The sequence below is a fragment of the Eubacterium sp. BL-380-WT-2B genome (assembly GCF_009696115.1).
GTDB lineage: Bacteria > Bacillota > Clostridia > Eubacteriales > Eubacteriaceae > Eubacterium > Eubacterium callanderi.
The window spans coordinates 23,548-41,511 of record NZ_VUMP01000009.1; the positions used below are offsets into that span (position 1 = coordinate 23,548).

Consider the following 17,964-nt stretch of genomic DNA (forward strand, 5'->3'; position numbering starts at 1 on the left):
AATGAGGCATAATACATGAACAAAACTTACAAAATGGGCCTTGACGTAGGCTCAACCACCATTAAGGTGGTTGTAATGGACGAGAACGACACGATTATTTACAAAGAATACCGAAGGCATCTGTCCAATATCAAGCTGACCATGGCAGAGCTTTTAAAAGAAACCTTTGAAAAGGTGGGCGACATCACGACCAGAGTCTGTGTGACGGGCTCCGGCGGGCTGATGATTTCAAAATGGCTGGACATTCCCTTTATTCAGGAAGTGGTGGCCGGGACCGTTGCGGTTGAACGGCTGATTCCTGAAACGAACTGCGCCATTGAGCTGGGAGGCGAGGACGCCAAGATCACCTTCTTTGAGGGCAATATCGAGCAGCGAATGAACGGCACCTGCGCTGGGGGAACCGGGGCTTTTATCGACCAGATGGCAACCCTGTTAAAAACGGATGCCGCCGGCCTCAATGAGCTGGCGAAAACCCACCAGACCATTTATCCCATCGCTTCACGCTGCGGGGTATTTTCCAAAACGGATATTCAGCCTCTGCTCAATGAGGGAGCCGCCAAAGAGGACATCGCGGCTTCCATTTTTCAGGCAGTGGTTAACCAGACCATCAGCGGCCTGGCCTGCGGACACCCCATCCGTGGAAATGTCGCCTTTCTGGGCGGCCCGCTTTACTTCCTGTCTGAGCTCAGACAGCGTTTTATTGAGACCCTGAAGCTGTCGCCAGAGCAGGTGATCTTCCCGGAAGGCTCCAACCTGTTTGTGGCTGTGGGCTCTGCTTACTCCTCCGATAAATACGGCACACTGCCGCTTTCCGAGCTGGTCAGACGGGTGCAGAACACTGAAGGGGCGGGTGACAGCGAGGTCAACCGCCTCGACCCTCTCTTTAAAAACCAGGATGAGCTGGACAGCTTTCTCTCACGCCACCAAAAGGACCGTGTGGAGCGGGGAAGCCTTGAAGCCTACACCGGCGCGTGCTTTCTGGGCATCGACGTCGGCTCTACCACCACCAAGGCCGTACTCATCGGCCGTGAGGGTGAGCTTCTGTATCACTACTATGGCAGCAACGAGGGAAGCCCTCTTAATCAGGCCATTAAGATTGTGGAGGATGTTTATAACAAGCTGCCCGACGGTGCGGTCATCGGTAAATCCGCTGTCACCGGCTACGGCGAGGGGCTGATCAAGACAGCCCTCAAGGTGGATATCGGCGAGATTGAAACCATCGCTCACTATAAGGGCGCCAAATATTTCATGCCAAAGGTCGATTTTATCCTGGACATCGGCGGCCAGGACATGAAGTGCATGAAGATAAGAAACGGCACCATTGACAGCATTATTCTCAATGAGGCCTGCTCATCCGGCTGCGGCTCTTTCCTTGAAACCTTTGCCAAGTCCCTGAACCTGAGCATGGACGCCTTTGTGTCTCAGGCGCTTCTGGCCGAAAAGCCAGTGGATCTGGGCACACGCTGTACGGTTTTCATGAATTCCAAGGTAAAGCAGGCTCAGAAGGAAGGCGCCGAGGTTGGGGAAATCTCGGCCGGCTTATCCTATTCGGTTATCAAGAACGCCCTGCAAAAGGTTATCAAGGTGCATAATCCCAAGGATCTGGGCGAGAATATCATTGTCCAGGGCGGTACCTTCAACAATAACGCGGTGCTGCGCGCCTTCGAGAAGATTACCGATAAGGACGTAGTGCGGCCCGACATCGCCGGGCTGATGGGTGCCTTCGGGGCTGCGCTGATCGCCCGGGAAAACTATGCCGAGGGGGACAGGAGCACGCTTCTGGATCTGGACAGGCTCTACAGCTTTGAGGTGGAGGTCAGCCACCGAAGGTGCGGTGGATGCAGCAACAACTGCCTGCTCACCATCAACCGTTTTAATGACGGCAGCCGCCACATCACCGGCAACCGCTGCGAGATTGGGGCGGGCGAGGGGCGCAAAAACAAGGACCTGCCCAACCTTTACCAGTATAAGTACAAGCGTGTTTTCGATTACCAGCCCCTGCCCACCAACCAGGCGTCCCGCGGTGTGATCGGCATCCCGCGTGTGCTCAACCAGTATGAGAACTATCCCTTCTGGTTTATTTTCCTGACCAGCCTCGGCTACCGGGTCGAGCTGTCTGAGGAGTCCAACCGCAAGGTTTATGAAAAGGGCATGGCCAGCATCCCATCCGAATCGGTCTGTTATCCCGCTAAGCTGGTGCACGGCCATATCCAGGACCTGATCGACCGGGGAATCAAAACCATTTTTTATCCCTGCATTCCTTATGAGGAACGGGAATTTGAAAAAGTGGACAACTGGTACAACTGCCCCATTGTCATGTCCTATCCCGAAACCATCAAGCACAACATGGAATCTCTGAGGGAAAACGACGTGACCTTCCTGAATCCTTTCATCGCACTGGATGACCACAAACGCCTGGAGGAACGGCTCATCGAAATCTTTGGCGGGCTGGGTATTCCAAAGGAAGAGATCAGCGTTGCCCTCAAGCTGGCTCTGGGTGAAAAGGACCGCTTCCGCGATGACATGCGCGCAAAGGGCGAGGAAACCATTGAATGGCTGAAGGCGAACAATAAAAAAGGTATCGTGCTGGCCGGACGGCCGTACCATATCGACCCTGAGATCAACCACGGACTCGACAACATCATCACCGGCCTTGGCATGGCAGTTCTCACCGAGGATTCCATTGCCCACCTGGTCACAGACATTGACGAGGAGAAATTCCGGGTGCTGGACCAGTGGAAATACCACAGCCGCCTTTACAAGGCAGCAGAGGTGGTCGCCCGGTATGATTTTCTGGAGCTGGTACAGCTGACCTCCTTTGGATGCGGCCTGGACGCGGTCACCTCTGAGCAGACTCAGGAAATCCTGGAGAGCAAGGGCAACATTTATACCCTTATCAAAATTGACGAGGTCAACAACCTGGGCGCGGTCCGTATCCGGATGCGTTCGCTGAAGGCCGCCATGGAGGAACGTGAGAAGAACCACGTCAAGCTCCCGTGTGAAGAACTGCCTGAAAAGGTGGTGTTCACGAGGGAAATGCGCAAACGCCACACGCTGCTGGCCCCCCAGATGTCGCCGATTCATTTCGAGTTTATCGCGGACGCCATGGCCACCAGCGGCTATAATGTCGAGGTGCTGCCGAGTGTGGATGAGAAGGCTGTGGATGAAGGGCTGACCTATGTCAACAATGACGCCTGCTATCCGACCATCATCACCACCGGACAGATCATGGCGGCGCTGAAATCCGGCAAATATGATCTGGACAACGTGTCTGTGCTCATGACCCAGACCGGCGGGCCCTGCCGCGCGTCCAACTATGTGGGCTTTATCCGCAAGGCGCTGAGGGAAGCGGGCATGGAACAGGTGCCGGTTATCTCTCTGAACCTGGTGGGCCTGGAGGACAATCCGGGCTTTAAGATCACACCGGGGCTGACGAACCGCGCCGTGATCGGCATGGTTTACGGCGACCTGTTCCAGCGTGTGCTCTACGCCACCAAGCCCTACGAGCAGGTGCCCGGCTCTGCCATGGCCCTGTATAATAAGTGGAAGGAGCGGGTCAAGATTGATATCCGCAAGCCGAAATGGTCGGTCTTTAAGCGCAATGTCACTCAGATTGTCGAGGACTTTGACCGCCTGCCCAGAATTGAGAAGAAAATCCCCAAGGTCGCTATCGTCGGGGAAATTCTGGTCAAGTACCACCCGACCGCCAACAATAACCTCATTGAGGTGCTGGAGAACGAGGGGGCCGAGGTGGTAGTGCCGGATCTCATTGACTTCTTCCTGTACTGCTGCTACAACTCGATTTACAAGTATGACGAGCTGTCTGGCAGCAAATCGGGCAAAGTCGCAGGTATCGCCGGGATTAAGGTGTTGGAAATGTACCGCAAAAACATGAAGAAGGCTCTGGATAAGAGCCGCCATTTCCATGCGCCTTCTACCATTTATAAAAAAGCGGAGAAAGCCAAGGAGCTCATCGCGCTGGGGAACCAGGGCGGGGAGGGCTGGTTCCTGACCGCTGAAATGATGGAGCTCATCGAATCGGGCGTTGAAAATATCGTCTGTGTCCAGCCCTTTGCCTGCCTGCCAAACCACGTTATGGGCAAAGGGATGATCAAGCCGATCCGCAAGCGTTATCCGAAGGCCAATATCGCTCCCATTGATTATGACCCCGGCGCTTCCGAGGTTAACCAGATCAACCGGATCAAGCTGATGATGGAAACCGCCAATAAAAATCTTGGAATCTGACAGGGGGCAAAAAAACCCTTGAAAGCTAAGAAAAACCTGACGTTCAGAGGCATTCTGTTCACAGGTTTTTCTTTTTATTTATCTCAGTTCATAAATTAAAATCTGCAAACGATATTGCAAAATTTGACCTTGCAACTTGGGATCAATAACTCTATAATAATAAATATCACATATAATCCTTTTTCCTTTAGAATTACTCCCCTTTTTCTATAGGAAACCGAGCGGAAGCCTTAACGGGTTTCCGCTTTTCTTTTTTGTTTTCCGGCAAGGCTTGGGAGTAAATTTTGCAAAAAAATAAACCCATCTTTAAAAGACAGGTTCTCTTTTGTTTAGTTATCGCCCTTTATAAAGAGTGCGTAGGCGTCGCTCATCACCTTCAGTGCTTCCTCACTGGCGCCCTGGCTTTCGATATAGCTGATAAAATCATCGGCTGAGCCGTCATCCGGAAAGCCTTTATCCTCGGCCACATCCTTTGCCAGATCACCAAAATAAGACGCGTCGTCTGAATACCTGGCACAAAGCCATTCTTTAAATAATACTTTTTCGCCCATTTTCAAGCCCCCTTTTTTTCTTTATTATAACATATCTGTAAACGACTTGCTTGAAAAATTCTTTTTATTAAGGGTAAAAAAATGGAGAATCCACAACAGAAAGTTCTGGATTCTCCACAAAACCGGATGGCCTGCTTTAAGCCTCCGGCTCGGCAGTCACTTCTGTTTTTTCCAGTTTTCTGCTGGAGAGACGGTGAAGCACGAACAGGGTAACAGCCAGCAGGATAATGCCAGTGCCAAGTGTCAGGGCGATGTTGCCGTACGAGAATCCGGCGACAATGTAGCCGAAAAAGCAGCACGCCGCTACCAGACAGGCGTAAGGCATCTGGGTGGCCACATGCTTGATATGGTCACAGCCCGCTCCGGTAGAAGACAGGATGGTGGTATCCGAGATCGGTGAGCAGTGGTCTCCGAAAACAGAGCCTGCCAGCGTTGCGGACAGGGTAACAACCATCAGCTCCGGCGCGGATGCCTGACAGATGAATACAACGATTGGGATAAAGATCCCGAAGGTTCCCCAGGCAGTACCAATCGAGAAGGACAGGCCGGCCGCTACCAGGAATACAATGGCTGGAATCAGGCCCATCGGCAGGTTGCTGGCTTCCACAAGCTGGCCAACGTAAATGCCTGTACCCAGGTAATCCTGGCATAAGGAACCGATGGTCCACGCCAGCGTCAGGATAATGTATGCTGGAACCATGCTCTTGACGCCTTCGCCGATGCCGCCCATGAATTCCTTAAAGGTCACAAGCTTTCTCGGGATAAACAGCAGGAAGGTTACAACGAGCGCCCAGAAGCCGCCCAGTACCAGGGCCGCAGAGGCGTCACAGTTCCCAAAGGCTTCACCGATGGTCAGGCCTTCGCCTGCCCAGTAGCCGCCATTCCACAGCATGGAAATGATTGAGAACACAATCAGCGCGCCGATGGGGATGATCAGATCCCAGACGGTCCCTTTATCAGAAACCTCCTGGTTGCTTTCAAGGTCATCGTTCACAGCGCCAAGGTCACCCTTTTTCTCGGCCTTGTACTCTTCTTTAGCCATCGGCCCGAATTCCAGGTTGGTTGCGGCCAGCGCCAGTACCATAATAATGGATAAAATAGCGTAAAGATTGTATGGGATGGTCGCGAAGAAAGCCTGCAATTCATTGGTGAAGGCACCGGTTTCGTACAGGGTTGACCCGACAGCCGCCGCCCAGCTTGAGATCGGGGCGATGATACACACCGGCGCCGCGGTGGCGTCGATGATATAGGCCAGCTTTGCGCGGGATACATTGTACTTGTCTGTGACGGGCTTCATAACGGTACCGACCGTTAAGCAGTTGAAATAGTCGTCGATGAAAATCAGCATTCCCAGAAAGCTGGTAGCCAGCTGTGCGCTTCTCTTGCTTTTCAGCTTAGTTGAAGCCCAGTTACCGTAGGCTCTTGAGCCCCCGGCCATTGTGACCACATAAACCAGCGCCCCAAGCAGGGCCAAAAAGAGAATGATGTTAAACTTGCCAGGCGAACCAACGGTCTCAGCAGTAACGCCGAAGGCTACGCTGCTCATCTCAATGATGCCGCCGCCTGTGTTTAACGCGTAGATAAGTCCCCCTGAAAGTATTCCGATTAACAACGATGAAATAACTTCTTTGGTGCATAACGCCAGAGCGATCGCAATGATCGGTGGTAACAGCGATAAGAAACCAACATCGATTGTTTCCATAAATACTCCTCCTTATTTTTTTATATTTGCTTCCACAAACAAGCCAATTTTAACACAAAATTAATGCAAATTAAAGGAAATATATAGAATAAGGTATTCTGAACCTCAAAAAAATTTTTCAATCAATAAAGCCACGCCTGTTGCAAACATAAAAATGCCTTGAAAAGCATAATAAAGGATTTACTTTTACCCCCTTAACTGTCATTTTATGGTTTTTTTATGCTACAATAGACCTATATGAAAATAAAAGGCAGGGATTACCATGAAGCTGATCATAACCAAAATCAAAGAACATCTGGGATTGTTTCTGACCGCCATCTTTTTCCTGACGGTCGAGTCCCTCAGCGACCTTCTCCAGCCCACGCTCATGTCCCACATTGTCGATGACGGCGTAAAAAACCAGGACGTGGGCACAGTGCTCTTTTTTGGGGGCATTATGCTGGGGGTAGCCTTTGTGGGGGCGGCTGGCGCAGTGATCCGCAACAATCTTTCCGTCCGCACCTCCCAGCAGATTGGAAAGGAGCTCCGCTCAGAGCTATACCGGAAAATCCAGGCCTTCTCTTTTGAAAATATTGACCGGCTTCACCCCGCATCCCTGATCACCCGCATCACCAACGATGTCACCCAGATCCAGAATTTTATTAACGGGACCATGCGTATTCTGGTCAAGGCGCCCATTACCTGTATCGGCGCCATTATCCTCATTGTAACCCAGACACCCAGACAGATCCCCATGATTGTGGTCATCCTGGTCATTTCGACCCTGCTCATCGCCGGGAATATGCGCTTTGGCTACCCGAGATTTGTCCGTCTTCAGCGCAGGCTGGACCGGCTGAACAGCGTAAGCCGCGAATTTCTGACCTCCATAAGGGTCGTCAAAGCCTTTGGGCGGGAAGATTATGAGACCGGCCGTTTTGGCACTGCCGCCGAGGAGCTGGCAGCCTCTGGTATTTCAGCCACCCGGGTGACCGCGGTGTTTGGGCCGCTGATCAACCTGACGGTCAACATCGGGATTGTGGTACTGCTGTGGCTGGGCGGCACCGGAGGACACCAGGATGTGGGAAAGCTTATGGCCTCTGTCAATTACATGACTCAGGTGCTCTTTGCCCTGTCCATGGTTTCCAATATCCTCAACACAATGGTGAGGGCCACAGCCTCGGCCGAGCGTGTGCAGGAGGTTCTTTCTGAAAAGGCCGCCATGTGCGAACCGGAAATACCCACAGCCGAAAAGCCTGATGGCCGTGTGGCCTTTGAGAATGTTTCTTTCTCCTATATCCACTCGCCTGAAAAGTCGCTGGACAATGTATCCTTCTGTGTTGAAAGCGGCCAGGTGCTGGGTATCATCGGAGCAACCGGCTCCGGCAAATCCACTCTGGTCAGCCTGATTCCAAGATTTTACGACGTCACCGGAGGCCGGGTGCTCGTGGGGGGAAGGGATGTGCGAAGCCAGAAAACTTCCCAGCTTCGCGAGGCCATCGGCATGGTTCCCCAAAAGTCACTGCTGTTTTCCGGCACCATCCGGGATAACCTGAAGTGGGGAGATCCTGAAGCGGACGATAAAGCGCTCGACGCCGCAGCACATGCGGCCTGCGCTGATGAATTTATAAATGGCTTCTCCAAGGGCTACGACACGGTTTTGGGGCAGGGCGGGGTAAACCTGTCCGGCGGGCAGAAGCAGCGGCTCTCCATCGCCAGAGCGCTGATCCGCCATCCCGCCATACTGGTGATGGACGACAGCACCAGCGCCCTTGACGCCACCACCGAGGCGGCTGTTATGACCCGTATCCGGGAATACGCCAGAGGAACCACGGTGATTCTCATCAGCCAGCGCATCGCCTCGGTCATGCGGGCGGATAAAATCCTCTGCATGGATGAGGGGCGCGTCTCCGGTTTCGGCACCCATGAAGCGCTTATGGCAGAAAGCCCGGTCTACCGTGAAATCTATAAATCCCAGATAGGAGATGATGAACATGCCAGCCGCTGATCCCGCAGGACTGCCTCCAGTCAAACGCTCACCCGGAAAACACAGGATCGCTGAGGTGGTAAAGCCTAAAAACATGAAAGGGACACTGTCCAGGCTCTGGAGCCTGACAAAAGGCCGACGGCAGGGCCTGTGGCTGGTTTTTGTCCTGTCAGGGCTGGCTTCCCTGTCTGCCATGCTGACACCTCTGCTCATTGGTAAGATCATTGACAGCATTAACAACGGCCATCTGTCCGTCACGCTCCTCGTGTTTCTGCTCTTGGCCTACATCGGTGACTGGGCTGTCCGTTTTGCCCAGAACTACATCATGGCCTCAGTATCTCAGCGCATGATCTGCTATATCCGCAAAGCGTTGTTTGACGTGATGAAGGATCTGCCGCTGGCCTTCTTTGACCGGAGTCCTCACGGCGATCTCATGAGCCGCCTGACCAACGACATCGACAATATCAGCTCCACCATCTCAGATTCACTGGCGCAGCTCATGATGCTTGTCTTTACCTTTGCGGGAGTCCTCGGTATTATGCTCGCCCTCAATGTGTGGCTGACACTGGCCGCCCTGGCGGTAGTGCCGCTGGTCTTTTTACTGACCCGCACCGTTACCCGCGTTACCCGCAGGCTGTTTAAAAAGCAGCAGGCAGCCCTCGGCCGTCTGGATGGAGAAATTGAGGAGACCATCTCAGGGCTCACTCTGGTTAAGGCCTACGGCAGAGAGGAAGCGGTCATTGAGGAATTTGAAAAAAATAACGCGGCGCTCTGCGATGTTGGCACCAGGGCACAGGTATGGTCCGGCTATCTTATGCCGCTCATGAACGTGATTAAAAACCTCAGCTTTATATCGGTCTCCATTGCCAGCGGCGTCATGGCTGCCAGGGGAATGGTGAGTATTGGGACCATCTCGAGTTTTCTGCTCTACTCAAGACAGTTTACACGCCCCCTCAACGATATTGCGAGCATCTATAACGTCTTTCAAACCGCTGTGGCCGGCGCCGAACGGATTTTTGAAATTTTTGACGAGATTCCAGAACCTCCTGATATTCCAGACGCACTGCCCATTGTCAATCCAAAAGGCGACGTGGCTTTTGAGCATGTGTATTTCGGCTATGATCCAGACACACCGATCCTTAAGGATGTAAGCTTTAAAGCCAGCGCCGGAGCCCGCATGGCGGTCGTCGGCGCGACCGGGGCCGGGAAAACCACAATCATCAGTCTCCTGACACGTTTCTATGATGTCACGGACGGACAGATTCTTCTGGACGGCCATGACATCAGGGATTACCGACTGGCAGACCTGAGGCGCTGCTTTGGTGTTGTGCTCCAGGATACCGCACTGTTTCATATGAGTATTCTTGAGAATATCCGATATGGCAGGGAGGACGCCGAGGACAGCGCGGTCGTTGAAGCCGCCAGAGCCGCAGGCGCCCACGGTTTTATCAGCCGTCTGCCTGAGGGCTATCAGACCCTCATCACCGGCGGCGGCGGAAGTCTGAGCCAGGGTGAGCGCCAGCTCATCACCATTGCCCGCGCGATTCTGGCCGACGCGCCCATTCTCATCCTCGATGAGGCCACCAGCTCTGTCGACACCCGGACTGAAAGCCGGATACAGGAAGCCATGCTGCGGCTTACCGAGGGCCGGACCTCCTTCATCATTGCGCACCGCCTGTCCACGATCCGGGACGCTGACCAGATTCTCCTGCTGAAAAATGGCCGTGTCGCCGAGATGGGGAGCCATCAGGAGCTCATGGCTCTGGGCGGCATTTACAGCCACATGTATAAAACCCAGCTTGGCATTGATGACTGATAACAAGTCCTAAACAAAAGGATGCCGTGATACTTGGTGAATGCTCCATAATAAAGTTTTTTGATGCTCTGAACCACAGGATACGCTGTTCTGTGGTCTTTTATAATACATTGAAAAAACAGTAGACAAAAAAGTAAACCTTTTATACAATAAAGAAAAAAGGGGATTGATATGAAATATTCAAGACTTTTATTTTCTATGAGTATTGCCGCCGCGCTTTTAACGGTTTCGGCGTGCAGCTCCGGCCATTCCGGCACAGTTTCTGACGCATCTGTAAAGGAAGCCACCAAGACGACTCAGGATAAAAACAAAGAGGTCTACGCCCTGCTGGACTTTTCCGACGAGCAGGAACGGGAATTTTATGATCACACTGCCGGAGTCTCTGGAAAAAAACTGGTATACCCGCCAGTATTACGGCACAGTTGCCCATAACGCCAAAGCCGTCTACCAGAAATACATGGGCTGGTACGACGCCAATCCGGTAAACCTGAACCCGCTCACACCCAGCGACAGCGCTAAAAAATATGTCGAGTACATGGGCGATACCGGCGAGGTGCTCAAAAAGGCAAGGGCCGATTTTGACAAGGGCGAATACCAGTGGGTAGCTGAGATCACCAATGTACTGGTTTTTGCCGATCCAGGCAATCAGGAAGCCCGCTATCTGTGCGCCGACGCTCTGGAGCAGCTTGGCTATCAGGCGGAATCGGGCACCTGGCGCAACGCTTATCTCTCCGGCGCTAAAGAGCTGAGGGAGGGAACCACAACCGATACAGCCCTCAAAGCCAACAGCAGCGCAGACCTCAAAAAATCCATGACGCCTGAGATGATGATGGATTATATGGGAATCCTGACCGATTCCAACGCGGCACAGGACGTCAACCTGAAAATCAACCTCAATTTTACCGATACCGATCCCTACCTGCTGCGAGTGGATTCTGGCGTCCTTCTATACCAGAAGGGCATGCAGGCAGACGACGCAGATGCCACCCTGACACTGCCGAGGGTTGCCATGTTTACCATTCTGAATAAGGATGAAGCCAAACAGCAGGAAACCATCAAAATCGAGGGAGACCAGGATATCCTAAAAAAACTGACGGAGCACATGGTGACCTTTGAGTATTTTTTCAATATTGTCGAACCCTAAACCGGACAAGGGCACAGCACATTTTTGCGCTGTGCTTTTTTTGAATCCTTTTTGACTTTTATCCGTACTTATTGTAAGATAGGAGGGCTAACGAAATAAAAAACAAAGAGGAACCAATGCATTACGATAAAGAGTTGATCAATAAAAAAGTGCTGCCCCTGGTGACAAAGCCCATCACCTACCAGGGCAATGAGGTGGGAGCAGTCCATAAGGATCTCAAGGATACCACGATCCGGTACGCCTTTGCCTTTCCTGATACCTACGAGGTGGGAATGTCCCACCTGGGCATGAAAATACTGTACAGCCTGCTAAACGACCAGAAGGATATCTGGTGCGAACGGGTCTTTGCGCCCTGGGTGGATATGGAGGCGCAGATGCGCAGCCGGGAGATCCCGCTTTACGCGCTGGAATCCATGGATCCCATTTCAGCGTTTGATTTTGTGGGCTTTACCCTCCAGTACGAGATGAGCTACACCAATCTCATCAATATGCTGGAGCTTGGCGGCATCCCACTGCTCTCAAAGGACCGTGGCGAGGATATGCCTTTTATTATGGCGGGCGGCCCCTGCGCCTACAATCCCGAGCCACTGGCCGACTTTGTGGATATTTTTGTCATCGGTGAGGCCGAGGAAGCCATCCTTGAGCTCATGGACGCATACCGGCGCTTTAAGGCAGAGGGCGGTACAAGGGAAGACTATCTGAAAAAAGCCGCGTCCATCGAGGGCGTCTATGTCCCGGCCTTTTACGAAGCGGCTTATCATGAGGACGGCACCTTAAAGGCCTTCACACCACTTATCGAAGAAGCGCCCCGCAAAATTCGCAAGCGTTTTATAAAAGACCTTGACGACGCCTACTATCCCGAAACATATGTTGTGCCTTACACCGAAACTGTCCACGACCGGGTGAGCTATGAAATTTTCAGAGGCTGCGGCCGAGGCTGCCGTTTCTGCCAGGCGGGAATGATCTACCGCCCGATCCGCGAAAAAAGTCTGAACACCATCGAGGAGGGGATTAAAACCCTGCTTAAAACAACCGGTTATGAGGAGATTTCACTGGCGTCACTGAGCTCCGGCGATTATTCAAAAATTGAAGCCCTGATCGAGGATCTGGTTTTTGATTACGAGGACCAGTGTATTGGCGTATCACTGCCGTCGCTGCGCATTGATTCTCTGAGCATTGATATGCTGGAGCAGATTCAAAAAATAAGGAAAACCGGCATTACCCTTGCGCCAGAGGCCGGTACCCAGCGCATGCGGGATGTCATCAATAAAGGGGTGACCGAGGAAAACCTTTTAACCACAGTACGCACCGCCTTTGAACGCGGCTGGGGCCATATCAAGCTTTATTTTATGATTGGACTGCCCACAGAGACAGAAGCCGATATTGCCGGAATCGCTGACCTGGGGCAAAAGGTTCTGGATGAATATTACGCTGTACCGAGAGAAGAACGCAATAAAGCCGTGAAAATTGTGCTGAGCACGTCCTGTTTTGTGCCCAAGCCCTTTACACCCTTCCAGTGGTTTGGACAAAATACCGGTGACCAGTTTATCGAAAAACAGAAAATGCTGAAATCCCTGATTAAAGACCGCAAAATCTCCTACAACTGGCACGACGGCTCCCTGAGCTATCTGGAAGCTGTATTTGCAAGGGGCGACCGCCGTTTGGGCAGGGTGCTCCTGAAAGCCCACGAGGCAGGCTGTAAATTTGACGGCTGGCAGGAGCATTACAACCATCAAAAATGGCTCTCTGTTTTTGAGGAGGCCGGGGTCGATCCGGATTTCTATGCCCTGCGAAGCCGCAGCTTTGATGAGCTGCTGCCCTGGGATTTTATTGACATCGGTGTGACAAAAGAATTCCTGCAAAAGGAATGGAAAAAATCAACAGAAGAGACTCTGACGCCTTATTGCCGTGAGGGCTGCAGCAGCTGCGGCGTCATGCAATTCAGTAAAGGATGGAAATGCCATGAGCACTATACGGTTTAAATTTACACGCGGCGAGGAGCTGCGCTTTATCTCACATTTAGATCAGCAGCGTCTGTTCCAGCGGGCCTTTCGCCGGGCCGGGCTCGATATTGCCCACTCAAACGGCTTTAACCCACATCCTAAACTGTCCTTTGCCCTGGCTATGTCTGTCGGGCTCATGAGCGACAGCGAGTACGGTGATGTGGTGCTGACCCGCGATATTGATCTGATGGAATTTACCAAAAGGCTGAACGCCGCACTGCCTGAGGGCCTGAAAGTGGTGGAGGCCAGAAAAATTCCCCAGGGAAAAACTTCTTTGAGCGCGTCTTTAACAGACAGCCGCTACCGGATTGAGGTCGCGTTGGAAGACGGAATAGACGAGACATCCCTATCGGATATTTTAAATACCTACAAGTCCCTCGATGAGGTGATACTTGAAAAAAGAAATAAAAAGGGGAAGCTGGTTCCCAAAAATATCCGGCCTTTTATAAAGGATATCCGGGTTCTTTCCGTACAGGAGGGAAATGCCGTGCTTGAGCTCAGACTTAAATACCTTGAACAGCAGAGCGTAAAGCCCGAGCTGGTTCTGCAGACTGTTAACCAGTCCGTGAACCCTTGCTTTGTCATAGACCCGACCATTGTCATGACCCGTGAAGCGCTGAACCTCAAATCCTGATCATATTTACAGAAACGTTTAAGCCATATAATAAGCTGCGGAACCCTTTAAAACAGCGGGTTCCGCTATAATTTACCACTTTAATGTGTACGTTTACAAAAACGTTACGTTTTGTTTACGAAAAAACCGTTTACAAAGGTTGAAATCGTGGTATAATATAGACAAATCAAAGATCAAAGAAACATCAGTAATCTTTGAAAGGTCTTTAACAAGTGAATAGAAGCTCAGCTTTGGTAATGAAAATCAAAAAGGTGATTATTGAAAGTAGGCTGTATCAACACCTAAAAGAAGTAAACCCCAAAAGATTTTTATTAGAAGTATGAAAAAAAGGAAAACCAAAAATATCCGTAATAAGATGTTGATGCAATAAGTCAATAATCGTAGTAAGATGTTAATGGTCGAATGGAATTTCAGAATTTAATAAACCCTAAGATAACAACAATCTAATGGTATCACTTGCTGGCTTGAAAAGTACATAAGTAGAAAATCAGATAGGGGCATAGCCTAAAGCTGGAGGAGTACACGACTTATAGCATATAGAGACTTAAGCGTCGAAGAATCCATGGAGTAGGTGATATTACATAAACGTGTTCCATATCAAAAAGGATTTTGAACGTGTAACCCAGTAAAGGACTGTAAGGATCGCAAGTTGAGGAACTATTCAAAAAGATATAAAGATACTGAATGAAAAATTTGATATTTGGTTTAAAGATTCGAAAGGAGTGAGTCCAAAAGACATGCTAACTGAATCTGAACGCTGAGACCAGTTTTACAGAAACGCTGAAACGAAGTAAAACTGGTCTTAGTCATTTTTTGAGGCCAGGCCTGATTTCTATGTGAAGTTGGCGGGCTTTTTTTATTTTCATTTTTTTTTAAAAAATATTCCAAATAATTTTAAAAAATGCTTGACAAATCAATATGTAACAAATATAATTACAGTATAAACAGTAACAAAAAAAGTTACGAATAAATCGGAAAAGCAATTACCGAAAAATTCAAAAAAGTTGAAGGAGTAAGAGAAATGAGAACACAGGAAGAAAAATTGTATGCAAACCCGTTATTGAACGAAAACGCAGTGGACAAGGCACCGGGCGCCGGCTACCACAATCCGCTTCAGGAATCAAGAGAGTCCAGAAATGAAGAAGCTGTTCTGGCAAGCTGCAAATGCAAAAAGAACGACCCGAACGATATGGCACCAGAAACGCCGGCCGAAGAAAACGCCGGAAGTGAAGTGAAGGCTGAAATGTACGCTAACCCGTTATTGGACGAAGACGCAGTGGACAAGGCGCCGAGCGCTGGCTACCACAATCCGCTTCAGGAATCCAGAGAGTCCAGAAACGAAGAAGCTGTTCTGGCAAGCTGCAAGTGTAAGAAGAATTAATCAGAACGATCGAAAACGCCCAAGACTATTTTTCCAAATAGCTTTGGGCGTTTTCGACTTTTTTGAAATTTTTTGGCACTTTAGGATTTTTTAATAACTTTCCGTCTATACTAAAGGCATCACTTGAGAGAGAGGTGTCAATTTGTTTTTCAAAATTTTCAAAAATGACCTGAGAAAAAAGAAAACCACTAATATCGTGCTGTTAGTTTTTATTGCTCTGGCCTCCATGCTGGCTGCAGGGAGCATGAACCTCATGTTCACAACCACCACAGCACTGGACTATTTCTTTGAGGCGGCCAAAATATCGGATGCTGGCTTCACCATAAGCTATCCAAAAGAAACAGAAGCGGCAATGACCGATAAGATACAGCGATGGGCCGAAGACAGCCCAATCATTACAGATTATCAAAATGCCCGGGTGATCAGTTTAAAGCCCGAGGAGCTTATTTTTACCGGCGATGCCTCTGAAAAAGAGGTTTCCTCCTCCACGATGCTTTATCTCCAGACCATTCCGGAGGACATGAACCTTGTTTTTGACGAGCAGGACGCACGCTTTACGCTCAGCCCTGGCGAGATCGCCATTCCGGTATACCTGAAAAGCCAGTCTGAACCGGAGCTGGGCGACACCGTAAAGGTAAGGATTGGGAAAACGGAAAAAGATTTCCGTATCACAGCCTTTACAAAGGACGCCGCCTGGGGAGCTTCTATGGTCGGTGTAAAAAGGCTCATGGTATCCGACAGCGATTTTGAGCTTCTGAGGCAATACACAGAGGACAGCGGCCAAATGCAGGGAAGTCTGCTTTCTGTACAGACCACCCCGGGGACCAGAGACACCGATCTTTTTACCAGCTACAGCGACGCTGGACTGCCGGATGTGGGCAACCTGACCAAAGAGCTGGTGCGTGTCGCCTATATGGCTGTGGATGGCGTTGTGGCGGCTTTTCTCTTTCTGGTCTGTGTTTTTCTGACAGCCATTAGTTTTCTGATTTTACGTTTCACCATTGTCTCAGCAGTGGAGGACGATTATCGCGAAATCGGCGTCATGAAGGCCCTTGGCTTTAAAAACCGTCAGATCAGGCGGCTGTACCTTTCTAAATACATTATTCTGTCTGCCACGGCGGGGCTGACCGGTTTTCTGCTCAGTATTCCTTTTGCCCGCTATATGTCCAGGAGCATCTCTGAATCTCTGATCATACCTCAAAATGGTTCGGGCATAATCATGGCAGCGCTCGGGGCTGCGCTGGTCATCGGCATAACCCTTCTGTTCTGTCTGCTCTGTCTGAGGCGGATTGCCAGAATCTCGCCCATTGACGCTATCCGTCAGGGCAGCACAGGAGAACGCTTTAAACCTGTTGGGCGGAGTGTCCTGTACCGCAGAAAAAAAATGCCGCCAGTGGTGTTTATGGCCGTAAACGACCTTCTGTCTCGTTTCAAGAGCTATACGGTACTGGCCATCACCTTTATGCTCTGCATCGCAGTGATGATTATTCCGCTCAATCTCCGGCATTTTATTACAGGCACAGAGATGATGACTTACCTCGGTATGAGCGGCGGTGACTTTTATGTGGCCGGCAGCAATACCTATATGGATACAGAGGATATTGAGTCCATGCGCCAATCCATGGAAACGGAGCTTAGAAAGGATATCCCCGGGCTTGAGCTGCAGAGCGAGTACATCTCTTCAGTTAAAATCAGTACAGACGATGAAAAAACAAAGGAAACCGTCAGCGAAACCATGATGGCCTGGCCCTTGGATCAGTATTCCTATACAAAAGGGACGGCGCCGAAACTGGACAATGAGGTCGCCCTTACCGAAAGTATTGCAGAACGCTACGGTAAAACGGTTGGAAACACCATACGGATCACAACCGATGGACAGGCGGAAAAGGATTTTATCATTACAGGCCTGTACAACAGCGGCATGAATCTTGGGAATGTGCTGCGTCTGGGGACGGGTAACTCCCTCAGGCAGGGTTACAATGTGAACTTTGTGGGAAAGCTGCCCGCAGGAGACCACGAAACCATGGTCAATACCTTAAAGGAAAACCATAAGGAGCTGAAGGTTATGACCCCGGCGGACTACTCAGCCCAGTACAGCGGCGGCTTTGCAGACCAGCTCAATACCATTGTCCTGATCGTTCTGATGATCATCGCCCTCATTGTATTCCTGATCACCGCTCTGTTTATCCGCCTGAGGATTCTGGAACAGAAGCAGAGCATTGCCATTATGCGCAGCAGCGGCTTTCGCGTCTCGCAGATCAAAGCCGGACTGGCGCTTCAGATATTTCTGGTGCTTACGGCCTCAGCCATGGTAGGGAGTATTCTTTCCGGCGTCTTTGGGGAACCGATGATGAACGGACTGTTCAGCCTCTTTGGCGTCGGGGGGCATATCAGCTTTAACGGAAACTTTTTTGAAATCTATATTCTTTGCCCGCTGTCGCTTTTAGTGGTGGTAATGACCGCTGTATTCACCGGCTGCGGCAAAATCAAACAGATCCATATCTGGGATATTACAGGAGAATAGC

General features: G+C 50.6%; 11 protein-coding genes. 9 read left to right on the forward strand and 2 right to left on the reverse strand.

Annotation, left to right across the window (positions count from 1 at the left end):
• The first annotated feature begins 15 nt into the window (after positions 1–15).
• Positions 16–4,245, forward strand: a complete 4,230-nt coding sequence (locus tag FYJ53_RS17435; RefSeq protein WP_013380448.1) for a 2-hydroxyacyl-CoA dehydratase — start codon at positions 16–18, stop codon at positions 4,243–4,245.
• A gap of 329 nt (positions 4,246–4,574) precedes the next feature.
• Here FYJ53_RS17435 and FYJ53_RS17440 read toward each other — a convergent pair whose 3' ends face one another.
• Positions 4,575–4,796 carry a YozE family protein gene (locus FYJ53_RS17440; protein ID WP_013380449.1) on the reverse strand — a complete coding sequence of 74 codons (222 nt, stop codon included), beginning with the start codon at positions 4,794–4,796 and terminating at the stop codon, positions 4,575–4,577.
• A 136-nt stretch (positions 4,797–4,932) separates the two neighbouring features.
• A complete protein-coding gene (locus FYJ53_RS17445; protein WP_013380450.1) occupies positions 4,933–6,498 on the reverse strand; it encodes a Na+/H+ antiporter NhaC family protein in 1,566 nt (521 codons plus the stop codon).
• A gap of 262 nt (positions 6,499–6,760) precedes the next feature.
• Here FYJ53_RS17445 and FYJ53_RS17450 point away from each other — a divergent pair, with 262 nt between their 5' ends.
• The 8 genes from FYJ53_RS17450 to FYJ53_RS17485 all read left to right on the forward strand — a co-directional run bounded on the left by FYJ53_RS17450 (position 6,761) and on the right by FYJ53_RS17485 (position 17,963).
• Positions 6,761–8,482, forward strand: coding sequence for an ABC transporter ATP-binding protein (locus tag FYJ53_RS17450; protein ID WP_154557532.1), 1,722 nt, complete (start codon positions 6,761–6,763; stop codon positions 8,480–8,482).
• Entirely contained in the window at positions 8,469–10,277 is a 1,809-nt protein-coding gene (locus FYJ53_RS17455; protein WP_154557533.1) for an ABC transporter ATP-binding protein, read from the forward strand. The genes FYJ53_RS17450 and FYJ53_RS17455 overlap by 14 nt, the downstream gene beginning before the upstream one ends.
• A gap of 171 nt (positions 10,278–10,448) precedes the next feature.
• Positions 10,449–10,709, forward strand: coding sequence for a hypothetical protein (locus tag FYJ53_RS17460; RefSeq protein ID WP_143074416.1), 261 nt, complete (start codon positions 10,449–10,451; stop codon positions 10,707–10,709).
• Positions 10,639–11,421 carry an alkyl sulfatase dimerization domain-containing protein gene (locus FYJ53_RS17465; RefSeq protein ID WP_154557534.1) on the forward strand — a complete coding sequence of 261 codons (783 nt, stop codon included), beginning with the start codon at positions 10,639–10,641 and terminating at the stop codon, positions 11,419–11,421. The genes FYJ53_RS17460 and FYJ53_RS17465 overlap by 71 nt, the downstream gene beginning before the upstream one ends.
• Positions 11,422–11,537: 116 nt before the next feature.
• Complete coding sequence (locus tag FYJ53_RS17470; protein WP_154557535.1) at positions 11,538–13,403, forward strand: TIGR03960 family B12-binding radical SAM protein; 1,866 nt, start codon at positions 11,538–11,540, stop codon at positions 13,401–13,403.
• Positions 13,384–14,058: a TIGR03936 family radical SAM-associated protein gene (locus FYJ53_RS17475; protein WP_013380457.1), complete on the forward strand. Its 675-nt coding sequence runs from the start codon at positions 13,384–13,386 to the stop codon at positions 14,056–14,058. The genes FYJ53_RS17470 and FYJ53_RS17475 overlap by 20 nt, the downstream gene beginning before the upstream one ends.
• A gap of 1,021 nt (positions 14,059–15,079) precedes the next feature.
• On the forward strand, positions 15,080–15,439 hold the full coding sequence (locus tag FYJ53_RS17480) for a hypothetical protein (RefSeq protein ID WP_154557536.1): 360 nt from the start codon (positions 15,080–15,082) through the stop codon (positions 15,437–15,439).
• A gap of 142 nt (positions 15,440–15,581) precedes the next feature.
• The gene (locus FYJ53_RS17485) at positions 15,582–17,963 is read left to right on the forward strand and encodes an ABC transporter permease (protein WP_154557537.1); all 2,382 of its coding nucleotides are present in this window, start codon (positions 15,582–15,584) and stop codon (positions 17,961–17,963) included.
• Position 17,964 lies beyond the last annotated feature (1 nt).

What these genes read in the sequence shown, in the direction of transcription:
- FYJ53_RS17480 (WP_154557536.1), top strand. Translation starts at nt 15,080, where the DNA reads ATGAGAACACAGGAAGAAAAATTGTATGCAAACCCGTTATTGAACGAA.
- FYJ53_RS17435 (WP_013380448.1), top strand. Translation starts at nt 16, where the DNA reads ATGAACAAAACTTACAAAATGGGCCTTGACGTAGGCTCAACCACCATT.
- FYJ53_RS17475 (WP_013380457.1), top strand. Translation starts at nt 13,384, where the DNA reads ATGAGCACTATACGGTTTAAATTTACACGCGGCGAGGAGCTGCGCTTT.
- FYJ53_RS17445 (WP_013380450.1), bottom strand. Translation starts at nt 6,498, where the DNA reads ATGGAAACAATCGATGTTGGTTTCTTATCGCTGTTACCACCGATCATT.
- FYJ53_RS17465 (WP_154557534.1), top strand. Translation starts at nt 10,639, where the DNA reads ATGATCACACTGCCGGAGTCTCTGGAAAAAAACTGGTATACCCGCCAG.
- FYJ53_RS17440 (WP_013380449.1), bottom strand. Translation starts at nt 4,796, where the DNA reads ATGGGCGAAAAAGTATTATTTAAAGAATGGCTTTGTGCCAGGTATTCA.
- FYJ53_RS17470 (WP_154557535.1), top strand. Translation starts at nt 11,538, where the DNA reads ATGCATTACGATAAAGAGTTGATCAATAAAAAAGTGCTGCCCCTGGTG.
- FYJ53_RS17455 (WP_154557533.1), top strand. Translation starts at nt 8,469, where the DNA reads ATGCCAGCCGCTGATCCCGCAGGACTGCCTCCAGTCAAACGCTCACCC.
- FYJ53_RS17460 (WP_143074416.1), top strand. Translation starts at nt 10,449, where the DNA reads ATGAAATATTCAAGACTTTTATTTTCTATGAGTATTGCCGCCGCGCTT.
- FYJ53_RS17450 (WP_154557532.1), top strand. Translation starts at nt 6,761, where the DNA reads ATGAAGCTGATCATAACCAAAATCAAAGAACATCTGGGATTGTTTCTG.